This is a genomic window from Mesorhizobium sp. CNPSo 4689 (genome assembly GCF_057784325.1).
Window position 1 is genome coordinate 1 of sequence record NZ_JBWLUZ010000061.1, and the last position, 15,433, is coordinate 15,433.

20 protein-coding genes and 1 pseudogene are annotated in these 15,433 nt (G+C 61.7%); 13 read left to right on the forward strand and 8 right to left on the reverse strand.

Annotated elements, in window-relative coordinates; genetic code table 11:
* From AC04SI_RS31945 to imm45, 4 genes are all read left to right on the forward strand, one after another.
* Positions 1 to 240: RHS repeat-associated core domain-containing protein (locus AC04SI_RS31945; RefSeq protein ID WP_488475609.1), on the forward strand; the 240-nt coding region annotated here is incomplete at its 5' end.
* 68 nt (positions 241 to 308) lie between these two features.
* Entirely contained in the window at positions 309 to 1,244 is a 936-nt protein-coding gene (locus AC04SI_RS31950) for a transglutaminase family protein (protein WP_404284912.1), read from the forward strand.
* Between the two features lie 37 nt (positions 1,245 to 1,281).
* Complete coding sequence (locus AC04SI_RS31955) at positions 1,282 to 2,082, forward strand: RHS repeat-associated core domain-containing protein (protein WP_488475610.1); 801 nt, start codon at positions 1,282 to 1,284, stop codon at positions 2,080 to 2,082.
* A gap of 97 nt (positions 2,083 to 2,179) precedes the next feature.
* On the forward strand, positions 2,180 to 2,494 hold the full coding sequence (imm45, locus tag AC04SI_RS31960; RefSeq protein WP_404284944.1) for an Imm45 family immunity protein: 315 nt from the start codon (positions 2,180 to 2,182) through the stop codon (positions 2,492 to 2,494).
* A gap of 291 nt (positions 2,495 to 2,785) precedes the next feature.
* Here imm45 and AC04SI_RS31965 read toward each other — a convergent pair whose 3' ends face one another.
* Complete coding sequence (locus AC04SI_RS31965; protein WP_404284914.1) at positions 2,786 to 3,184, reverse strand: hypothetical protein; 399 nt, start codon at positions 3,182 to 3,184, stop codon at positions 2,786 to 2,788.
* Between the two features lie 39 nt (positions 3,185 to 3,223).
* Between AC04SI_RS31965 and AC04SI_RS31970 the strand changes: the two genes are divergently transcribed.
* From AC04SI_RS31970 to AC04SI_RS31980, 3 genes are read left to right on the forward strand one after another with little or no spacing between them, the layout of a single operon-like run.
* Complete coding sequence (locus AC04SI_RS31970; RefSeq protein WP_404284915.1) at positions 3,224 to 3,937, forward strand: PilN domain-containing protein; 714 nt, start codon at positions 3,224 to 3,226, stop codon at positions 3,935 to 3,937.
* A 2-nt stretch (positions 3,938 to 3,939) separates the two neighbouring features.
* Positions 3,940 to 4,545 (forward strand): type II secretion system protein GspM, encoded by a 606-nt coding sequence (gspM, locus tag AC04SI_RS31975; RefSeq protein ID WP_488475611.1) that lies wholly within the window; start codon positions 3,940 to 3,942, stop codon positions 4,543 to 4,545.
* A complete protein-coding gene (locus AC04SI_RS31980) occupies positions 4,542 to 5,102 on the forward strand; it encodes a hypothetical protein (RefSeq protein WP_404284919.1) in 561 nt (186 codons plus the stop codon). The genes gspM and AC04SI_RS31980 overlap by 4 nt, the downstream gene beginning before the upstream one ends.
* On the opposite strand, the gene AC04SI_RS31985 is transcribed toward AC04SI_RS31980, so the two are convergent.
* The gene (locus AC04SI_RS31985; protein WP_488475612.1) at positions 5,069 to 5,677 is read right to left on the reverse strand and encodes a hypothetical protein; all 609 of its coding nucleotides are present in this window, start codon (positions 5,675 to 5,677) and stop codon (positions 5,069 to 5,071) included. The genes AC04SI_RS31980 and AC04SI_RS31985 overlap by 34 nt on opposite strands.
* A 461-nt stretch (positions 5,678 to 6,138) precedes the next feature.
* Here AC04SI_RS31985 and AC04SI_RS31990 point away from each other — a divergent pair.
* The 6 genes and pseudogenes from AC04SI_RS31990 to AC04SI_RS32015 all read left to right on the forward strand — a co-directional run.
* Positions 6,139 to 6,621 (forward strand): annotated as a pseudogene (locus tag AC04SI_RS31990) (GspE/PulE/PilB domain-containing protein); the annotation flags it as partial.
* 10 nt (positions 6,622 to 6,631) lie between these two features.
* The gene (locus AC04SI_RS31995) at positions 6,632 to 7,639 is read left to right on the forward strand and encodes a GspE/PulE family protein (RefSeq protein ID WP_488475613.1); all 1,008 of its coding nucleotides are present in this window, start codon (positions 6,632 to 6,634) and stop codon (positions 7,637 to 7,639) included.
* Entirely contained in the window at positions 7,639 to 8,856 is a 1,218-nt protein-coding gene (locus AC04SI_RS32000; protein ID WP_488475620.1) for a type II secretion system F family protein, read from the forward strand. The genes AC04SI_RS31995 and AC04SI_RS32000 overlap by 1 nt, the downstream gene beginning before the upstream one ends.
* A complete protein-coding gene (locus tag AC04SI_RS32005; protein WP_488475614.1) occupies positions 8,853 to 9,320 on the forward strand; it encodes a prepilin-type N-terminal cleavage/methylation domain-containing protein in 468 nt (155 codons plus the stop codon). Before AC04SI_RS32000 ends, AC04SI_RS32005 begins: the two co-directional genes overlap by 4 nt.
* Entirely contained in the window at positions 9,317 to 9,691 is a 375-nt protein-coding gene (locus AC04SI_RS32010; RefSeq protein ID WP_488475615.1) for a PulJ/GspJ family protein, read from the forward strand. Before AC04SI_RS32005 ends, AC04SI_RS32010 begins: the two co-directional genes overlap by 4 nt.
* 68 nt (positions 9,692 to 9,759) lie before the next feature.
* A complete protein-coding gene (locus AC04SI_RS32015) occupies positions 9,760 to 10,320 on the forward strand; it encodes a hypothetical protein (RefSeq protein WP_404284928.1) in 561 nt (186 codons plus the stop codon).
* A gap of 33 nt (positions 10,321 to 10,353) precedes the next feature.
* Here the strand turns inward: AC04SI_RS32015 and gspG are convergent, their stop codons facing one another.
* From gspG to AC04SI_RS32045, 6 genes are all read right to left on the reverse strand, one after another.
* Positions 10,354 to 10,818 carry a type II secretion system major pseudopilin GspG gene (gene gspG / locus AC04SI_RS32020; protein ID WP_404284930.1) on the reverse strand — a complete coding sequence of 155 codons (465 nt, stop codon included), beginning with the start codon at positions 10,816 to 10,818 and terminating at the stop codon, positions 10,354 to 10,356.
* Complete coding sequence (locus AC04SI_RS32025; protein WP_488475616.1) at positions 10,818 to 11,312, reverse strand: prepilin peptidase; 495 nt, start codon at positions 11,310 to 11,312, stop codon at positions 10,818 to 10,820. Before AC04SI_RS32025 ends, gspG begins: the two co-directional genes overlap by 1 nt.
* A gap of 2 nt (positions 11,313 to 11,314) precedes the next feature.
* On the reverse strand, positions 11,315 to 12,682 hold the full coding sequence (locus tag AC04SI_RS32030; RefSeq protein ID WP_488475617.1) for a secretin N-terminal domain-containing protein: 1,368 nt from the start codon (positions 12,680 to 12,682) through the stop codon (positions 11,315 to 11,317).
* Positions 12,658 to 13,440, reverse strand: a complete 783-nt coding sequence (locus AC04SI_RS32035; RefSeq protein WP_488475618.1) for a secretin N-terminal domain-containing protein — start codon at positions 13,438 to 13,440, stop codon at positions 12,658 to 12,660. Before AC04SI_RS32035 ends, AC04SI_RS32030 begins: the two co-directional genes overlap by 25 nt.
* A 572-nt stretch (positions 13,441 to 14,012) precedes the next feature.
* On the reverse strand, positions 14,013 to 14,447 hold the full coding sequence (locus tag AC04SI_RS32040; protein WP_404284936.1) for a contact-dependent growth inhibition system immunity protein: 435 nt from the start codon (positions 14,445 to 14,447) through the stop codon (positions 14,013 to 14,015).
* Positions 14,448 to 14,467: 20 nt separating this feature from the next.
* On the reverse strand, positions 14,468 to 15,433 hold a 966-nt coding region (locus tag AC04SI_RS32045; RefSeq protein ID WP_488475619.1), incomplete at its 5' end, for an endonuclease toxin domain-containing protein.

Consider the following 15,433-nt stretch of genomic DNA (forward strand, 5'->3'; position numbering starts at 1 on the left):
CGCGAGCATCTGGCCTCGGTGCGCCAGGTCACCGACATGTCTGGCGCCATCGTCGAACAGACTACCTACGCCACCTATGGCGAGAGCCTCAACACCGGCTTCCAGACACAAAAGGGCTACATCGGCGAGCGCTTCGATCCCGAGACCGGGCTCCTCTACCTTAACGCACGGTACATGGACCCAGTGCTCGGGCGGTATGTGCCGGCGGATCAGGGCGAGGTGAAGGCGCGCGCTCCATGAGCGCCGCCTCCCGAACCGGGAAGATTGCATTTGCGCCGACGATCTGGTCAGCGATTGTGGCAGGTCTATTGCTGCTGATTGGACTCCATTCCGTAGCAGCCGAGGACGTCAGCACATCGAACCCAGCAGCCTTCGTCCGCGCGCTGATCAATGCGCCGGAAGGCGAGATGGATTTCGGTCGGGCGAAGCTGGCGGTCGATAAGTTCGACGATCCGACCATCGACGATGTCGGCGCGCAAGCCGAGATCGACAGGATGGTGGGCACCGTCCAGAAGATGCTCGCCTCGTTGCCGCCCGATGCCGCCGCGACCAGCATGGAGAAGATGAAGGCGCTGCGCACCTTCCTCTACGAGGGCGGCTGGTGGAACAATGGGCGGCCATTCGAATACGATCTGTCTGATCCCGATGGACAGAAGCCCGGCTCGCAGTCGCTGAGCAACTACCTCGCTACCCGGAAAGGCAATTGCGTCTCGATGCCGGCGCTGTTCGTCATTTTGGGACAACGGCTCGGCCTCAACGTGACGCTGTCAACGGCGCCGCTGCATGTGTTCGTAAAGTTCACCGACGATGCGACGGGCAAGGTTTGGAATCTCGAAACGACCAGCGGCGCCGGCTTCACGCGCGACATCTGGTATCGCGAGAAGCTGCCGATGACCGACGAGGCGATCGCCAACGGCGTCTATCTCAAGACGCTGTCGCGCCGGGAAGCGCTGTCCGTGCTGGCAACGCCAATTCTCGATCGTCGGCTGGAGACCGGCCGCTTTGAGGAGGCGATCGCGGTCGCCGATGTGCTGATCGATGCCTATCCGGCCAACGCCTACACGCTGGTGAAAAAGGGCACGGCCTACTACCGGCTGCTCGATGCCGAGATCATCAAGAAATATCCGAAGCAGAGCGACATTCCGGCCAACAAGGTGGCTTATGCGAATGGCCTCTACCAGGCCAACAAGCAAGCTTTTGCTAAGGCCGAGACGCTCGGCTGGCGCGAGCCGACGTTGAACTAGACAGATAGAGGATTTGGACGAGGTGGGGGAATTTATGATGTCGACGGGGGTCAGAATTCTGCAGCGCATATTGGCTGTGTTGCTCGCCATTTCGATGATGATCTCCGGCACAGTCAGTGCCTTTGCGTCGGCGGCGTTTGGGCCGCATCTACGGCACCAAAGAGCGCGCTCTGATGTCGAAACAGTGCGCTTCATCTCACCTGATGATTGGGATCCGACCATGCAGGGCGTCGGCACGAACCGCTATGCCTACGGTCAGAATGATCCCGTCAATAGGAGTGATCCAAACGGCCACCTTTATGGCGAGGGCCACTACGGCGACGCCGACGGCGACGGGATCGATGACATGATCGACCGAAGGCCCTTCGTAGATAACCGCATGATAATGAGGATCGACCCGACTTTAGACGATGACAAGTTGGGAGGTCTCGGCCTCGCAATCGGCGTTGGGCTAGGACTGATGTTGTTCGGTGCAACCTCTAGCAGCAGGAGGGAAGAATTTACTCCCGAGCAACAGCGTGAAATAACCAATCGAACGATAGCGTTGACAACTCGTGGCGTTCCGCAAACGCAGGCCGAGCAACAGGCAAAAGATGAGGTCCGAGCCACAACAGCTTATTTCGAGCGGTCGATAAAGTTCATGAACGCAAATGAGCGCGTGGCGACGGTCAAGAGCACGCTTCGCGATGCGGCTCAAGATCGGGGTTGGACAAAGGACAACGATGCGTCCAAAAAGAATAAAAGGGACGTCTATAAGGACCGAGTTGGAAATTATTGGTCCGTTGATACAGAAAAAAAGGAAGATATGAGAAAACAGACAAGCGTGGAGGAAATCTAGGAGAATTTGATAAAGACTTAAACCAAACAGCACCAAGAGACCCATCAGGCAAACACGATTTGGACATATAGAAATGAATTGGGTAAAATTAAACTCAATGCAAGGCGAAGGCCCTCTCTTCCGAGGCACGCTATTTCGATTTAGAAGAATAGTTCCGCGTGAAGAAATCTTGTATTACATGCTTTTCTCGGCACTTGAAGGATCAGGCTTAGGGCTTATTCGCGAATGCGGCTATGACGCAGGAAATATACTTGTGATATTCCCTATGGAAGCGAAACTGCCAGGTAAGGGGGCTATTTCGCCAGCGTGGCTCAGTCGCCACTGGCAAGAATGGGTTGATAGTTCTACCACGGCAGACAGCGTATGGGTCCTTAAAAGGGGGGCGCTTGGAACCAGAAAAACTACCGGATGAATAGAATTGAGGAGACAGTGGACTTTTGAACTACGGTGGCAGTGCACTTTTCCCATGTTCGGCCGGCTTTTACGTGTGGATTGACTGCATGGCTCGCCTTGCCCGCATGGTCGTCCCCGGTCTGCCGCAGCACATAGCCGGTAACAGCGCGCCAAGGTGTTTTTCACGCCCGAAGACTATGCGCTCTACAAGAGCCTCCTAGTCGAGCATTGCCGGTTCGCCGATGTCGGCATCTAGGCGCGGTGCCTGGTGCCGAACCGTGCAAGCTCCAACCAATCAACAAACCTGTGGCTAATCCGCCCCCAGCGCCCTCGCTGATATCCCCGTCACACCAGCAACTGTAATCTCAATCTGAAGACCTCGGCCGAGAATCAGCCGGGTGGCGGGCGGCTGGTTGTGGCACTCAACGCGCAATTCCTGGATTTTTTCGACTGGTGGCTCGATGAGCTGCGAGGGGTTTTTGCGCAGGTTCTTTCCAGGCAAAAACAACCGTCCACCAGCGATTGGATCGTCAACATTGCCGATGACGGCATCCGTATGCGCGAGGCCGATGCGCCGGAATTCCAGTCGATTCCTTTGCCACTCGACGCAACCGTGGATGAAATCTCGGCACTGATACAGTGCGGACAGCGCAGGAAGCGGCCGCGCTTCGACATTCTGGTCCAGCCCGGTCTGTTCCTGACCCGACAACTGGCGTCGCGGCGCCTGCCGCTCCGGCAGGCGCGCACCATGGCGGAGCTCGACCTGTTGGCCTCGACGCCGCTCGACCCGGCGCAGGTGCATGTCGTCTTTACCGAGCACCCGGAGCAGGCTTGCTCCTACCATGTCGTCAAGACCAAGACGCTTGCCGCCGCGCTCGAAGCGATCCGTCGCGCCGGCGGAACGGTCGGCAGCCTGGCTCTCGCCGATGCGAACCGCGCCCGGCTCGCGGACGATCTCAGCCTGGCCACTATCTGGCCGCTGACGGCGCGCGACCGGCGCAGAAGGATAGCCTGGATCGCCGCAGGCTCGGTGCTGGCTGCCGCCGTAGTTTTCACCTATGGCCATGCGCAATGGCGTTACTGGGAGGCCAGTGCTGAGCTGGATGAGCGGATTGCCGATGCCCAGATCGTGGCCAAGGCGGCGCGCGCTTCGCTACAGAGGCGCCAGACCGGCATCGAGCAGGTGGAGAAGATCCGCGAGGAGAAGAAGACCGCCGCCTCGCTGGTGCGCGTCTGGGCGGAGCTGACGCATCTGCTTCCCGATACGGCCTGGCTGACCGACCTGTCGGCCAAGGGCGACGACCTGACGATCACCGGCTTTTCGCCGTCGGCGGCCGAACTGATTCAGCCACTCGACGCATCGCCGCTGTTTTCGGCGCCCGAATTCGCGGCGCCCGTGGTCAAGGTTCCGGGCCAGGATGGCGAGCACTTCACCATCACCGCCAAGATCGGAGCGTTCTGACGATGCTCTCCGCCATCCTCAACACGCGCCCGATGGTCCGCCGGCTGATTGCGCTTGCCATGGCGGTTTCGGCGGCTTGCATCGCCGGCTGGGTGGTGTTCCGGTTGCTGGACAGCATTGCCTCGGCCAAGGCCGGGATCATGGAAAAGCGCGAGGTGCTGGGCCAGCTGCGCAGCGTGGCGGAGCTCGCCAAACGCCTGGACAATGCGGCGGCATCCAATCCGGCGGCGACCGTCACTCCGGAATTCCTGACCGGGGAGAGCGAAGCCGTCATTCGTGGCGGCCTGCAGACACGGCTGAATGCGATCGCAGCTACGAACAGGGTGACGGTGCTGTCGGCCGGCAACGCGCCGGCGCTCAGCGAAGCCGGCGTCGACTATATCGGGCTCAGGGCAAACCTTTCGGGGCCTCTGGAAAACATCCACAACGCCATTCTCACCATCGAAACCTCGCTGCCGGTGCTGTTCATCCATGAGGCGACCTTGCGCACGACCGATACCGGGCCGGCCGCAGGCCGCAAGGGCGACCCGGAGCTGTTCGCCGAGATCCTGTTCTACGGCCCGCTGCAGGCGAAACCGGCGCCCGTTTCCGGAGCGGCGAAGCCATGAGCGGGCGGTTCGCGGCTCTTGCGATTGCGGGTGGGATCGCGGGCCTCTGTGCCGTCAACGCGTCTTTGTACAACCGGCCGGTCAATCTCGCGCCGATCGCTTCGGCCAAGGCGCGCGATGGCGCGGTGGCGACGGGTGTCTCCGGATCGCTCCAGCTTTCCAATGCCGGCGATTTCAGCGAGACCTTCGCCCGGCCGCTGTTCAGCCCGAGCCGGCGGAAATTCGTGCCCGAGCCAGTCGCGCCGCCGCCGGCGGAGGTGGCTGCCGACGCTGCCCCGCAGCCGCCCGCGCAATCGCTGCCGGAGGTTGCGCCGGCAGCCGCGCCTTCGCTCTTGGGGATCAGCATTCACGGCGGCGCGGCAAAGGCGCTGCTGCGTCAGGCGGGGAGCGATGCGACGCATTGGTACGGCAAGGACGAGACCGTCGATGACTGGAGGGTCTCGGTGATCGAAAAGGATGGCGCCGTGCTTGAGCGGAACGGCAAGGTGACGCGCATCTTGCTCTATCCGCCGGGTCCGCCAAATCAGGCTGCTCCGGCCGCGAGCGCCGCGGAATGACCGGAAATCACCATGGAGACGAAAGTGGCCGCGCCGGTTTCTCGCTGGTCGCCGTGCTGGTCTTCATGCTCATCGTCTCGGCCATCGTCGTGCCGTTCGCAGTGACGGCGAAGACAAGGCTGCTGATCGCCAGCAATGGGCTCGAGCAGGAACGGCTGTCGCTGCTTGCCGAAGGGCTGAGCAATGTGGTTTCCAGCGAATTGACCAATGGCCCGGTCGAAACGCTTGCCATGAATTCGACGCCGATGGGCTGCCAGTCCGGAGAGCTCACCTTCGAGGTGCGGATACAGGACCACAATGGCCTGATCGATCTCAATGCCGCCGATGCCGATCTGCTGGCGCTTGGTTTTGTGTCCCTCGGGTTCGACCGAGGGACCGCAGGCGACCTTGCCAAGGCAGCGCTGCGGTTCCGGGTTAATGCCAGCGCTTTCGCGGCTCAGAGCGATCCTGCGACATCCTCCGTCGGGCCGCTCGAGAGCAAGGGCGCCCCCTTCGAGTCGGTGTCGGAGCTGAAGGAATTTTCGGGGCTGGGCTCGAAGCGACTGGAGGATCTCTACGCCGTCTTCACGGTCCATTCGAAGCGCGGGACGACCAGCCTCGAGCATGCTCCAGGTCGGCTTCGCGCCTCCCTTGTCGAACCCGGGACGGGGGCGGCGACCACTCAGGTGGCGCCAATTGCTCCGGCATTCACCGTCGAGGTGACCGCGAGGCGGAACGGCTCGGCGATCGTCGGCAGATCCGGCTTCATCATCGAGATGTTTCCGGACAGCGTCGCAGGCTTTCGCCGTCTTGCAAGGAACCCCACGAACGCCGTCGACCCTGCACCGGCACGATCTTTCACCACGAACTGCGACGCGCTCTTCGGGGCCGAGGCGGCACAGGCCCTGAGGGAGTTTGCCTCATGAACGCGGCCGCCCAGGGTTCGGGAATGGAGGCGTTCCTCGCCTTCCTCGAAAACGGGAAGGTGCTGACCGCCCATGCCGCGCAGCGGGCATTGGGGGCCGCGAGGACATCGGGGCATCCCTTCGATACGGTGATGACGGAGCTCGGCCTGATCGGCGAGGTGGAACTCGCCGCCAGCCTGAGCCGCTTTCTGAACATATCGGCGGCCGTCGACATCCCCGAGGAAATCGATGCCGCGATCGTCGCGGGCGTTCCGCTCTCCTATCTGCGCGAGAACGCGATCCTGCCGCTGGAGATGGACGCACGGCATCTGGTTGTAGCGGTGGCCGATCCGTTCTCGTCGGCAACCATCGATGCGCTGGCCTTCCACTATGAACGGACGCCGGTGCTGCGGGTCCTGCCGAGGCGCAGGATCGTCGAATGCATTGAGCGGCTCGAGCAATCGGCGCTGGCGGCTGTTTCGCGCGAGGCCACCGGTGCTGAGATCCTGGATTTCGGCCCCGACGACCTCGAACGGCTGAAGGATTTTGCCCGTGAGGCGCCGATCGTGCGCTTTGTCGCCGACACCATCCACAAGGCGGTCGATGCCAGAGCCACCGACATCCATATCGAGCCGCTCGAGGACCATGTCCGCATCCGCTTCAGGCATGACGGCATGCTGTCCACCGTCGACACGGCATCGAGCGCGATGCTGGTCGGGCATCTCGACCCGCATAAAAATCCTGTCGCGGCTCAACATCGCCGAGCGGCGCCTGCCGCAGGATGGCCGCATGCGGATCGCGGTGCGCGGCCGCGATGTCGACCTTCGCGTCTCGGTCATCCCGTCCATCCATGGCGAAACCATTGTGCTGCGCATCCTCGATCGCGCCGGGGGCGAGCTGAAGCTGGACAAGCTGGGTTTCGACGAGAAGGCGCAGGCCAAGATCAGGAGCATGTCGCAGTTCGCCAACGGCATCGTCCTGGTCACCGGGCCGACCGGCAGCGGCAAGACGACGACGCTCTATTCGGTCCTCGCCGAACGCTCGCGGCCGGACGTCAAGATCTTCACCGTCGAGGATCCGGTCGAATACCGCATGGCCGGGATCACGCAATTGCAAGTCAATCCGGCGATCGATCTCGACTTTGCCGCCGCACTGCGCTCTATCCTGCGGCAGGATCCCGACATCATCCTGCTTGGCGAAATCCGCGACCGCGAGACCGCGCAGGTCGCGGTGCAGGCGGCGCTGACCGGCCATCTGGTGTTTTCGACGCTGCACACCAACAGCGCGGCGGGAGCGCTGACGCGGCTTCGCGATATGGGCGTCGACGGCTATCTGCTGGGTGCGACGATCCGGGGTGTCATCGCGCAAAGATTACTTCGCCGTGTCTGCCCGGCCTGCCACGGCACGGACCCGGCCTGCCGGACCTGCAACGGGTCCGGTTACAAAGGACGCACGGTGACTTACGAAATGCTCGAGGTGTCGCCGCGTATCGCCGAGCTGATCGACCAAGGCGCCGGCGAAATGGAGATCGGCAGGCTTGCGGCGGAAGACGATCTCGTTCCGATGGCCGCCCATGCGACGGCGTTGGCGCAGGCGCGGGTGACGACGATGGACGAAGTCCGGCGCGTCATCGACCTCAACGGGGGTGGCTGATGCCGGCCTTCGCCTATCGCGCCTATCTTGCCGACGGAAGCCGGGAAACCGGCGTCCTCGATGCGCCGAACAAGCAGGACGCTGCCCGCAGACTGGCGCAGCAAGGGCGCCGCTCATACCATCTGGCGCTTGTGGAAGGAGAAAAGCAGCAGCTTCGGCTGCCGGGGCGCGGTGGGCTGACCTTTACGCGGCGGGTCGATCTCAGCCGTCTTTTTTCCGAGCTTTCGGTTCTCCTGAACGCAGGCTTCACCATCGACCGTGCCTTGAGCGCGGTGATTTCGGGCGAGGCCAGCCAGGCGCGGCGGCAGCAGCTGCAGGCGGTGCTCGATCTCACCACCGGCGGCCGCCCGATCGCTGAGGCGTTCGCGAGCCTGCCGGGAATCACCTCCGACATCACCGCCTTGCTCGTCAGCGGCGAGCGCAGCGGCAAGATGGCCTTCATCTGCCAGCGCCTGGCCGAGACGTTCGAAACGACCGCAAAACGCCGCACCGCCATCGTCGAGGCGCTGACCTATCCGGCCTTTCTGCTGGTGGTGATGAGCGGCGCGCTGATCATTCTGGCGACCGTGCTGGTGCCAGCGCTCGAGCCCATCTTCGAAGGCTCTTCGGCGGCAAAACCCTTCACCATGACCATGCTGTCGGCACTCGGAACGGTCTTCAACGACTACCCGTTTGTCTTTCCGTTGGCGGCGACGATCGGCCTTTTGTTCTACCTCTTCGTTTCGCGGTCGGCCGGGGCAAAGATCATGCTTTCGCGCTGGCTGCTCAAGCTGCCGCTGTTCGGCTCGTTGGTCAAGGATGCGGTGATCGCTCGCGATCTCGAGACGCTTTCACTGCTGCTCGGCAATGGCGTAGCGATCACCGAGGCGCTTGGCCTGGCGGGCAACGTTTCCCGGCAGAACTCGTTGCGGGCAAGCTTTGCCTCGATCGAGGACGACGTCGCCAATGGCGCACGGCTTCATGCGGCAATCCTCAAGTCGGGCATTTTCGACAATGCGACCACGTCGCTGATCTCGCTCGGCGAAGACGCCAACGCGCTGCCCGTGGTGCTCGACCGCGCCGGACGGATGCGCCAGGCAGCACTGTCGCGCCGGATCGACACGGTGCTGAAGCTGCTGACGCCGGCGCTGACGATTTCACTCGGCTTCCTCGTCGGCAGCCTGGTGATTTCCGTCATGACCACCATCCTCAGCATCAACGATGTGGCGCTGAAATGACGATCGCGCCGACCATCGAAAGGGATGCAACAGCCGGCTTTACCTTGGTCGAAATGCTGGTCGTGCTGGCGATCCTGGCCATGGTCGCGGCTATAGCGGCACCGGGCATCGCCAAGAGCTATCGAACAAAGAGCCTGGAGAGTGTGGTCAGCGAGGTCACCATGCGACTGCGCCTGTCGCGCACTTTGGCGATTGCGACGGCCGGGCCGAAACGGATCGTCTTCGATCCGCGCGCTGGTGCGATTCGTTTCGATGAGCGCACCGTGCTCACCGTGCCCGACGAGTTCAAGATGACCGTGACCACGGGCCAGGAAACCGTTCTTGCTGGACGGCAGGCCACCTTGACCTTCCTTCCGGACGGCAGTGCCTCGGGCATGGACATCGACCTCAACGGGAAAGGCCAGGCGGCGCGAATCGAGGTCAATTGGCTGACCGGCCTTGCGACGCGGCGCAATTTGCCATGATCCCCAAGGCGGCGCCCGCTTCCGATGAAGACGGCTTTTCGATTCTCGAAATGGTCGTCGCAATGACGATCCTGGCGCTTGTGCTCGGCATCGCCAGCCAGTCGATCGTGGTGGCCAGCCGCAGCATTGCGGCGGCCAGGGCTGAGGTCGAAGCCGCCAGGACGATGCGCGCGGTGCTGGCGGATTTCGAAGCCAATGCCGGGACGAATGCCGCGGGCGAGCTGACCCAGTCCGGCTGGCGGCTGAAGGCCCGCACGATCGAGGTGTCGAAGGCGAAACTTGCAGCCATCGTCATCGCGAAAACCAGCGGGGCGACGCCCGGCGGGCCGTTCCTGACCTTCGTACCGGTGAAGGATGCCGGCCCCAAATGAGCGGCTCTGCCAAGTCACCGGCATCGGTCGAGGGTTTTGTCCTCATCGACGTGCTGGTCGGGCTCGCCATGGTCGGCGTGATTTCTTCGCTGATGATCGTGTTCCTCGGCCAGTCCCGCACGATGATGCGCATCCAGAAGGCGACCGAGATGCAGATGGAGGTCGACGCCGCATCGCGGTTGCTTGAAACGGCGATCAGCAGCGCCGAGCCGCTGCCGCTGTCGCAGTCGTCGCCGGAAAGGGTGGTCTATCTCACCGGCGACAGCGCACGCATCGAATTCAACGCCATTCAGGCGATCGGTTTCAATTCCTCCGCCTTGCGGGAAATCGCGGTCTCGATAGGAGGCGACGCCTTGACGATTGTCCAAAAAATACGCCGCGGCGGTGAAGCCGACCCATCGAGCGCGGGCAAACCGGTGCCGCTGATCGCCGGCATGAGTGCAATAAAGTTCGAATATCTCGATAGCTCGGCGCGGCGCTTGTCGTGGTCCGCGAACTGGAACGCGCCGCGGCGTCTGCCCGCCGCAGTGCGCTTCACGCTCTCGGTGGTGAGGGATGGCGCGGCCTATTCATCCAAGGGTTTTGCCCGCCTCGACCTGGCGGATGTTCCGGCGCAACGCGCGAACTGATGGTCCCACCTCTTCCGGATGGGTCAACTCCGGTTAGTTGCTGATGTCCTGGTCCTCGCCGGCTCCGTCCGGCTTGCCGTCGCGCCCCAGGGTGCGGATGACCACGCCGCTCGCATCGGCCTTCACTTCGTAGGAGTAGGGTTTTCCCCACGGATCCTTCAGGCCGGTTGTGCCCTTGAGATAAGGTCCGTTCCAGCGCGCTTCGCCGGCAGGGGGCTCGACCAGAGCGGAGAGGCCCTCTTCGCCGGTGGGGTATTTCGCATTGTCAACGTAATAGAGTTCGAGCGCGCTTTCGATGTTGCGGATTTGCGCCTTGGCCGCGTTGGTGCGGGCCGAGCCGAGATATCGCAGAACTTGTGGAGCGGCGAGCGTGGCGATCAGCGCGATGATGGCAAGCACGACCAAAAGCTCGACCAGCGTAAAGCCACTCTCGCGGTCGTCGCGCCCAAGGTTTTCAAGCGGCTTTCCAACCGGTTGAATGAAGCGGAGATTGGTCATCAAAGCAGCCCTATATTCGAACCCGCAAATTGCTCCAGCGCCCAGGTGCAGCACAGACCCAGCGCGATGAACGGACCAAAGGGAATGCGCGCCTGCGCGGCTGCCGGCCCGGTCGCCACCACGCGCCCGCCGACGAACAGCAGGGCGCTGGCGCTGGCAATGAACAGCAGGACCGGCAGCAGCAGCGGACTGACCCAGCATGCGGCGGCGGCCAGCATCTTGACGTCGCCGAGGCCGAGGCCGATGCGGCCGGTCATGACGAAATGGCAGCGCCTGACGAGCCAGACAGCGGCAAACGTCATGGCGGCGAACAGGATTTGCTGCGGAAGGCCGTCCGCCTGGGTTGCCATCTGGTAGGCAAGTCCGACGCCGGCCAGGGCCAGATTGAGCGGGTCCGGGATGATCTGCCTCTGGAAATCGGCGATCGAAATACCCGACAGGATCGCAAGCAACGCAACCGTCGCGGCCAGCATCAGAGAGGGGTGAGCGGCCATGGTCAATACGCCAGCCTCTTCAGATCCTGCTGCAGCTTGGTGCCGCCGCGTCGTTTCTGGAGCGGCGTCTGCAATCTGATCTTGCCGCGGAATTCCTCGGTGACCTCGCGAGCTTCGGTGATGTCGCGCACGACCCGCGGGCGGATGAAGATGATCAGCTCCGTCCGTCCAACGCTGTCAGTCTTGTTCTTGAACGCATTGCCGATGATCGGGATGTCGCCGAGGATCGGCACCTGACCGCGATCGACGCTATTGTTTTCCTGAATGAGACCGCCGAGCGCCAGGCTCTCGCCATCGTTCACCAGCACGCGAGTCTGGATCTTGCGTTGCTGGATGGTGGGTGAATCGATGCCGGAGGTGGTCGTCTTCTTCACATTGCTGACCTCCTGCTGGATGTCGAGCATTACCCGGCCGGCATTGTTGATGCGCGGCGTGACTGTGAGAATGACGCCGGTGTCCTTCATTTCGACCGAATTGACGATCGGCGCACCGACGGTCCCCGTTCCCACCGCTTGCTGGGTGATAACAGGCACCTGGTCGCCGACCTGGAGGATGGCCTTCTGATTGTTGAGCGCCATGATCGTCGGCGCAGAGATGACATTGACATCGGTGATGCTGGACAGCGCATTCAGCGTCACCTGGATGTTGTCGGTCGCATAACTCCAGGCGAATCCGGGGAACGCAGCGCCCGTAAATCCGCTTGCCACGTCGGAGAGCGAAATCTCCATGCCATTGTTTTCGAAATACCAGCGCAGGCCGAACTTCAGCTCGTCGTTCAGCGTCACCTCGGCGATCACCGCCTCCAGCATGACCTGCGTCGGCAGCACGTCGAGCTTGGTCAGGATCTGCTGGATGCGCTGATAGTCGCGCCCCGTCGTCTGGATCAGCAGCGCGTTGTTCTCGACGTCGGCGACGACTTTGGCATGGGTGGGCGATTCGCCATCCTGCGTGGGCAGCGAAGGCGACGGGCCAGTCAGCGGCGCCGGCGTGACGCCGTCCGACTGCAGGGCGATCGGCGTCATGTCGGGCGATACACTCGCGCCGGCCGCTTCGCCCTCGGCCTTGACCGAGGTGCCGAGAACCGAGCTCAGCACCTGCGCCAGTTCCTTGGCCGGGCGGTTCTGGATCTGGTAGACGAAGAGCTGGTCTTCATTGGTCTCAGCCAGCTTGTCGAGCTTACTGATCCAGCTCGCTGCGCGGGCGAGATAGGTTGGGCGTGAGGTGATGACCAGCACCGAATTCAGCCGGTCGTTGGGGATGAACTGGATAAGCTTGGCACCCGGCCCCTCCTTGGTGCCGAAGATCGCATCGAGTTCCGTGGCGACCGCCTCCGGCTTGGAGGTCTTCAACGGGTGAAGTGCCACCGACATGCCGCGCATCCAGTCGACGTCGACACCGAAACCGCTTCGCGGATGGCATCGAGGTCGCTGCTGTTGCCGGCGACGGTGATCAGGTTGCGGGTGGGATCGACCCTGAGCACCGAGCCCTGGCGGGTGATCGGCTCCAGAATAGTCTTCATTTCGTCGGCCGCGATGTACTGCAGCTGCAGCACCTGCACCTTGACGCCAGGCCCGGATGGCGAGACCGACGGCACACCGACCGGCGGCGTGCTGGCCATGATCTCGGAGAGCGGCACGACCTGGTAGGTGCCACCGCGCTTGGTGATGCCGGCGGCATTGACCGCAAGCACCGATTCCAGGATGTCGACCAGCGCATCCTGCGACACCGGCTGCGAGGTCTGCAGCGTCACCGTGCCCTGCACGCGTGGGTCGACGATGTAGTTGAGATGCAGCGCATCGCCAAGCACCGCCTTGGCCGCCTCGGCAACCGGTGCGTTGACCAGATTGAGTTCGAACTGGCCGGCGCCATTGGCGGTCACCTGGGTGACCGGGGCGGCGGACGAGACAAACTGACCCGACCCCTGATATTGCGCGCCGGAAAAGCGCTGCGCCTCGCCGGCCGCCGAAGTGAGCGTCTGGGAGCCGCCATAGCCGGCCCGCAAGGGCGAGTTTTTCGCGTGCAGGCTCTCGACGGTTTCGGTGAAAAAATCCTTGCCGGACGGGGAGGTGCATCCCGCCGTCGCCAGCAGCATGCACAACACGACGCGACTATACCGCTTTATCGACATCCCACCCGATTCCCCTGGGGGCTCAGTCTAGGGCTTCTTGGGGTGCGACGCTTGGATTGATGGGGCTATTTCGGGTCTATCCACAGGGATGGTGGCAGGCGTGGCTCTACCGGTTGGAAGCCGAGAAGGCACGGTTGCGATCGGCGTCGCCCTGCCTGGTAAAGACGCTTGGCCGATCAGATCCAGCGCACTTTGGCGCGCGCGCCGCGGGCCATCCGGGTCGGCTGGCCTCAGGATCAGGTGTACATGGTTCGGCATAGGCACCACGCCCAGATGCCGACATCGGCGACGCGGCAATGCTCGACCAGAGGGAATAGTCTTCTGGGCGTGAAAAACACTCTGGCGCGCCCGTTACCGCATTGCGTCACGTGGTGCGGCAGGCCAGGAACGACGATACGGCAGAGGCGAGCCATGTGGTCAATCCACACACAATAACAGTCGGGAGGACATGGCAAAAAGTGCACTGTCACCGTAATTCGAGAACAATGATGCGGGCAAGGTGAGCTATGCAGTCAATCTATACATAACGATGGTGGGGCGAACATGGAGGAAGGTTCAAGTGAAAGAACGCTTCATTTAGAATCATCAAACGCGAATATTACTGCCGCACCTAGGCCGTCGTCGGTCTCGCGCAATATCCGAGTTTTATCTTCTAGTGGCGTAAATCCAAATTTAGTTCCGCCGTTTTGTGTAGGAACAAGCCTTATGATGCCACCATCTTGAGTGATGTTAACGCATTTGGCCGTCTTGGCGAAGGTGCTGAATGATTTCACGCCAAGGGATTCGGCGAACTCTTTGTTCAACTTAGGCCAATCCTCCTGTCGAGGATGAGGCACGCCATCTTTAGATAGATGAAGACAGTTCAAAACAGCCGTCCTTATCTCATCCACGTCATTCTTTTGAACAACTAGGGTTGGTCGTTCCTCAATCCACAATCCCATAGTTGTCTTCGACTGACTAAAGATAAAGAGCGTCTCATTCCGTTCGTAGGCCGTTGCAGATTTCAAGCCGTTTTCCTCCGACATTGTCATGGAAATGTAGAGACACTCACACTAACACCTCGCGACGCTCCGTATCGCATAGCTTCGCTAATAGCTGCCTGCTGCGCCGCACTACCGCTATTGGGCACAGCAACCTGCAATGCCCGGTCAGATATTTGTGCCGAGTTGATTGTCCGGCCAGCGTAGGTCGCACCATTGAACGCTTTGACCTTGTCCACATATCCTTTCAGTAATTGACCTAGAGTATTAGCATTCTGGTATGTCTTCGCGTTGAGGTCTACACTCTTAATGCTAGTGACAGTGCCGCCCGCAATTTTGTCGACGACCGGGTAACTATCAGGCAAATTTTGCCCAAGCGCCTTCTCAATAGCTTTTCCCCGGGGCGCCGGACCAAGAGACCAAACGCTTTCCACTGCTTTGGGAGCGACTAAGCTCGGGGCAGCAGCAATTGTTCGTGCGCTGGATACCCAGCCAACGCTTTCAAGCACTGACATGGCGTCCATTGCCATCAGTTCGGGAGTCGTCTTGCCAACACGTTCGCGGCTCTGGCGTGAAAACTCGTCCCAATCTGGTGCTAGATTGTAAGGATCACCTTCCTCTCTCGCCTTTTTTGCCTCAGCATCTGCATGATCGGCGTTTGAAGAGTTTGTCGCATCTCGATCTTCAGATTTCGAGAACCAGTCACCGAACATATGTCCATTGGGGTCGCTCTTGTTTACCGGATCGTTTCGAGCATATGCATACCGGTTGGTGCCCACACCCGGCAGCGTCGGATCCCAGTCATCCGGTGAGATGAACCGTCCCAGCACCGGGTCCATGTATCTGGCATTGAGGTAGAGCAGTCCGGTCTCGGGATCGAAGCGCTCGCCGATGTAGCCCTTTTGTGTCTGGAAGCCGGTGTTGAGGCTCTCGCCATAGGTGGCGTAGGTAGTCTGTTCGACGATGGCGCCAGACATGTCGGTGACCTGGCGCACCGAGGCCAGATGCTCGCG

Coding starts and splice junctions, on each gene's coding strand:
- AC04SI_RS31955 (WP_488475610.1), top strand. CDS start 1,282: ATGTCGACGGGGGTCAGAATTCTGCAGCGCATATTGGCTGTGTTGCTC.
- imm45 (WP_404284944.1), top strand. CDS start 2,180: ATGCAAGGCGAAGGCCCTCTCTTCCGAGGCACGCTATTTCGATTTAGA.
- AC04SI_RS31970 (WP_404284915.1), top strand. CDS start 3,224: ATGGCGGAGCTCGACCTGTTGGCCTCGACGCCGCTCGACCCGGCGCAG.
- gspM (WP_488475611.1), top strand. CDS start 3,940: ATGCTCTCCGCCATCCTCAACACGCGCCCGATGGTCCGCCGGCTGATT.
- AC04SI_RS31980 (WP_404284919.1), top strand. CDS start 4,542: ATGAGCGGGCGGTTCGCGGCTCTTGCGATTGCGGGTGGGATCGCGGGC.
- AC04SI_RS31985 (WP_488475612.1), bottom strand. CDS start 5,677: ATGGACCGTGAAGACGGCGTAGAGATCCTCCAGTCGCTTCGAGCCCAG.
- AC04SI_RS31995 (WP_488475613.1), top strand. CDS start 6,632: ATGTCCGCATCCGCTTCAGGCATGACGGCATGCTGTCCACCGTCGACA.
- AC04SI_RS32000 (WP_488475620.1), top strand. CDS start 7,639: ATGCCGGCCTTCGCCTATCGCGCCTATCTTGCCGACGGAAGCCGGGAA.
- AC04SI_RS32005 (WP_488475614.1), top strand. CDS start 8,853: ATGACGATCGCGCCGACCATCGAAAGGGATGCAACAGCCGGCTTTACC.
- AC04SI_RS32010 (WP_488475615.1), top strand. CDS start 9,317: ATGATCCCCAAGGCGGCGCCCGCTTCCGATGAAGACGGCTTTTCGATT.
- AC04SI_RS32015 (WP_404284928.1), top strand. CDS start 9,760: ATGGTCGGCGTGATTTCTTCGCTGATGATCGTGTTCCTCGGCCAGTCC.
- gspG (WP_404284930.1), bottom strand. CDS start 10,818: ATGACCAATCTCCGCTTCATTCAACCGGTTGGAAAGCCGCTTGAAAAC.
- AC04SI_RS32025 (WP_488475616.1), bottom strand. CDS start 11,312: ATGGCCGCTCACCCCTCTCTGATGCTGGCCGCGACGGTTGCGTTGCTT.
- AC04SI_RS32030 (WP_488475617.1), bottom strand. CDS start 12,682: ATGTCGGTGGCACTTCACCCGTTGAAGACCTCCAAGCCGGAGGCGGTC.
- AC04SI_RS32035 (WP_488475618.1), bottom strand. CDS start 13,440: ATGTCGATAAAGCGGTATAGTCGCGTCGTGTTGTGCATGCTGCTGGCG.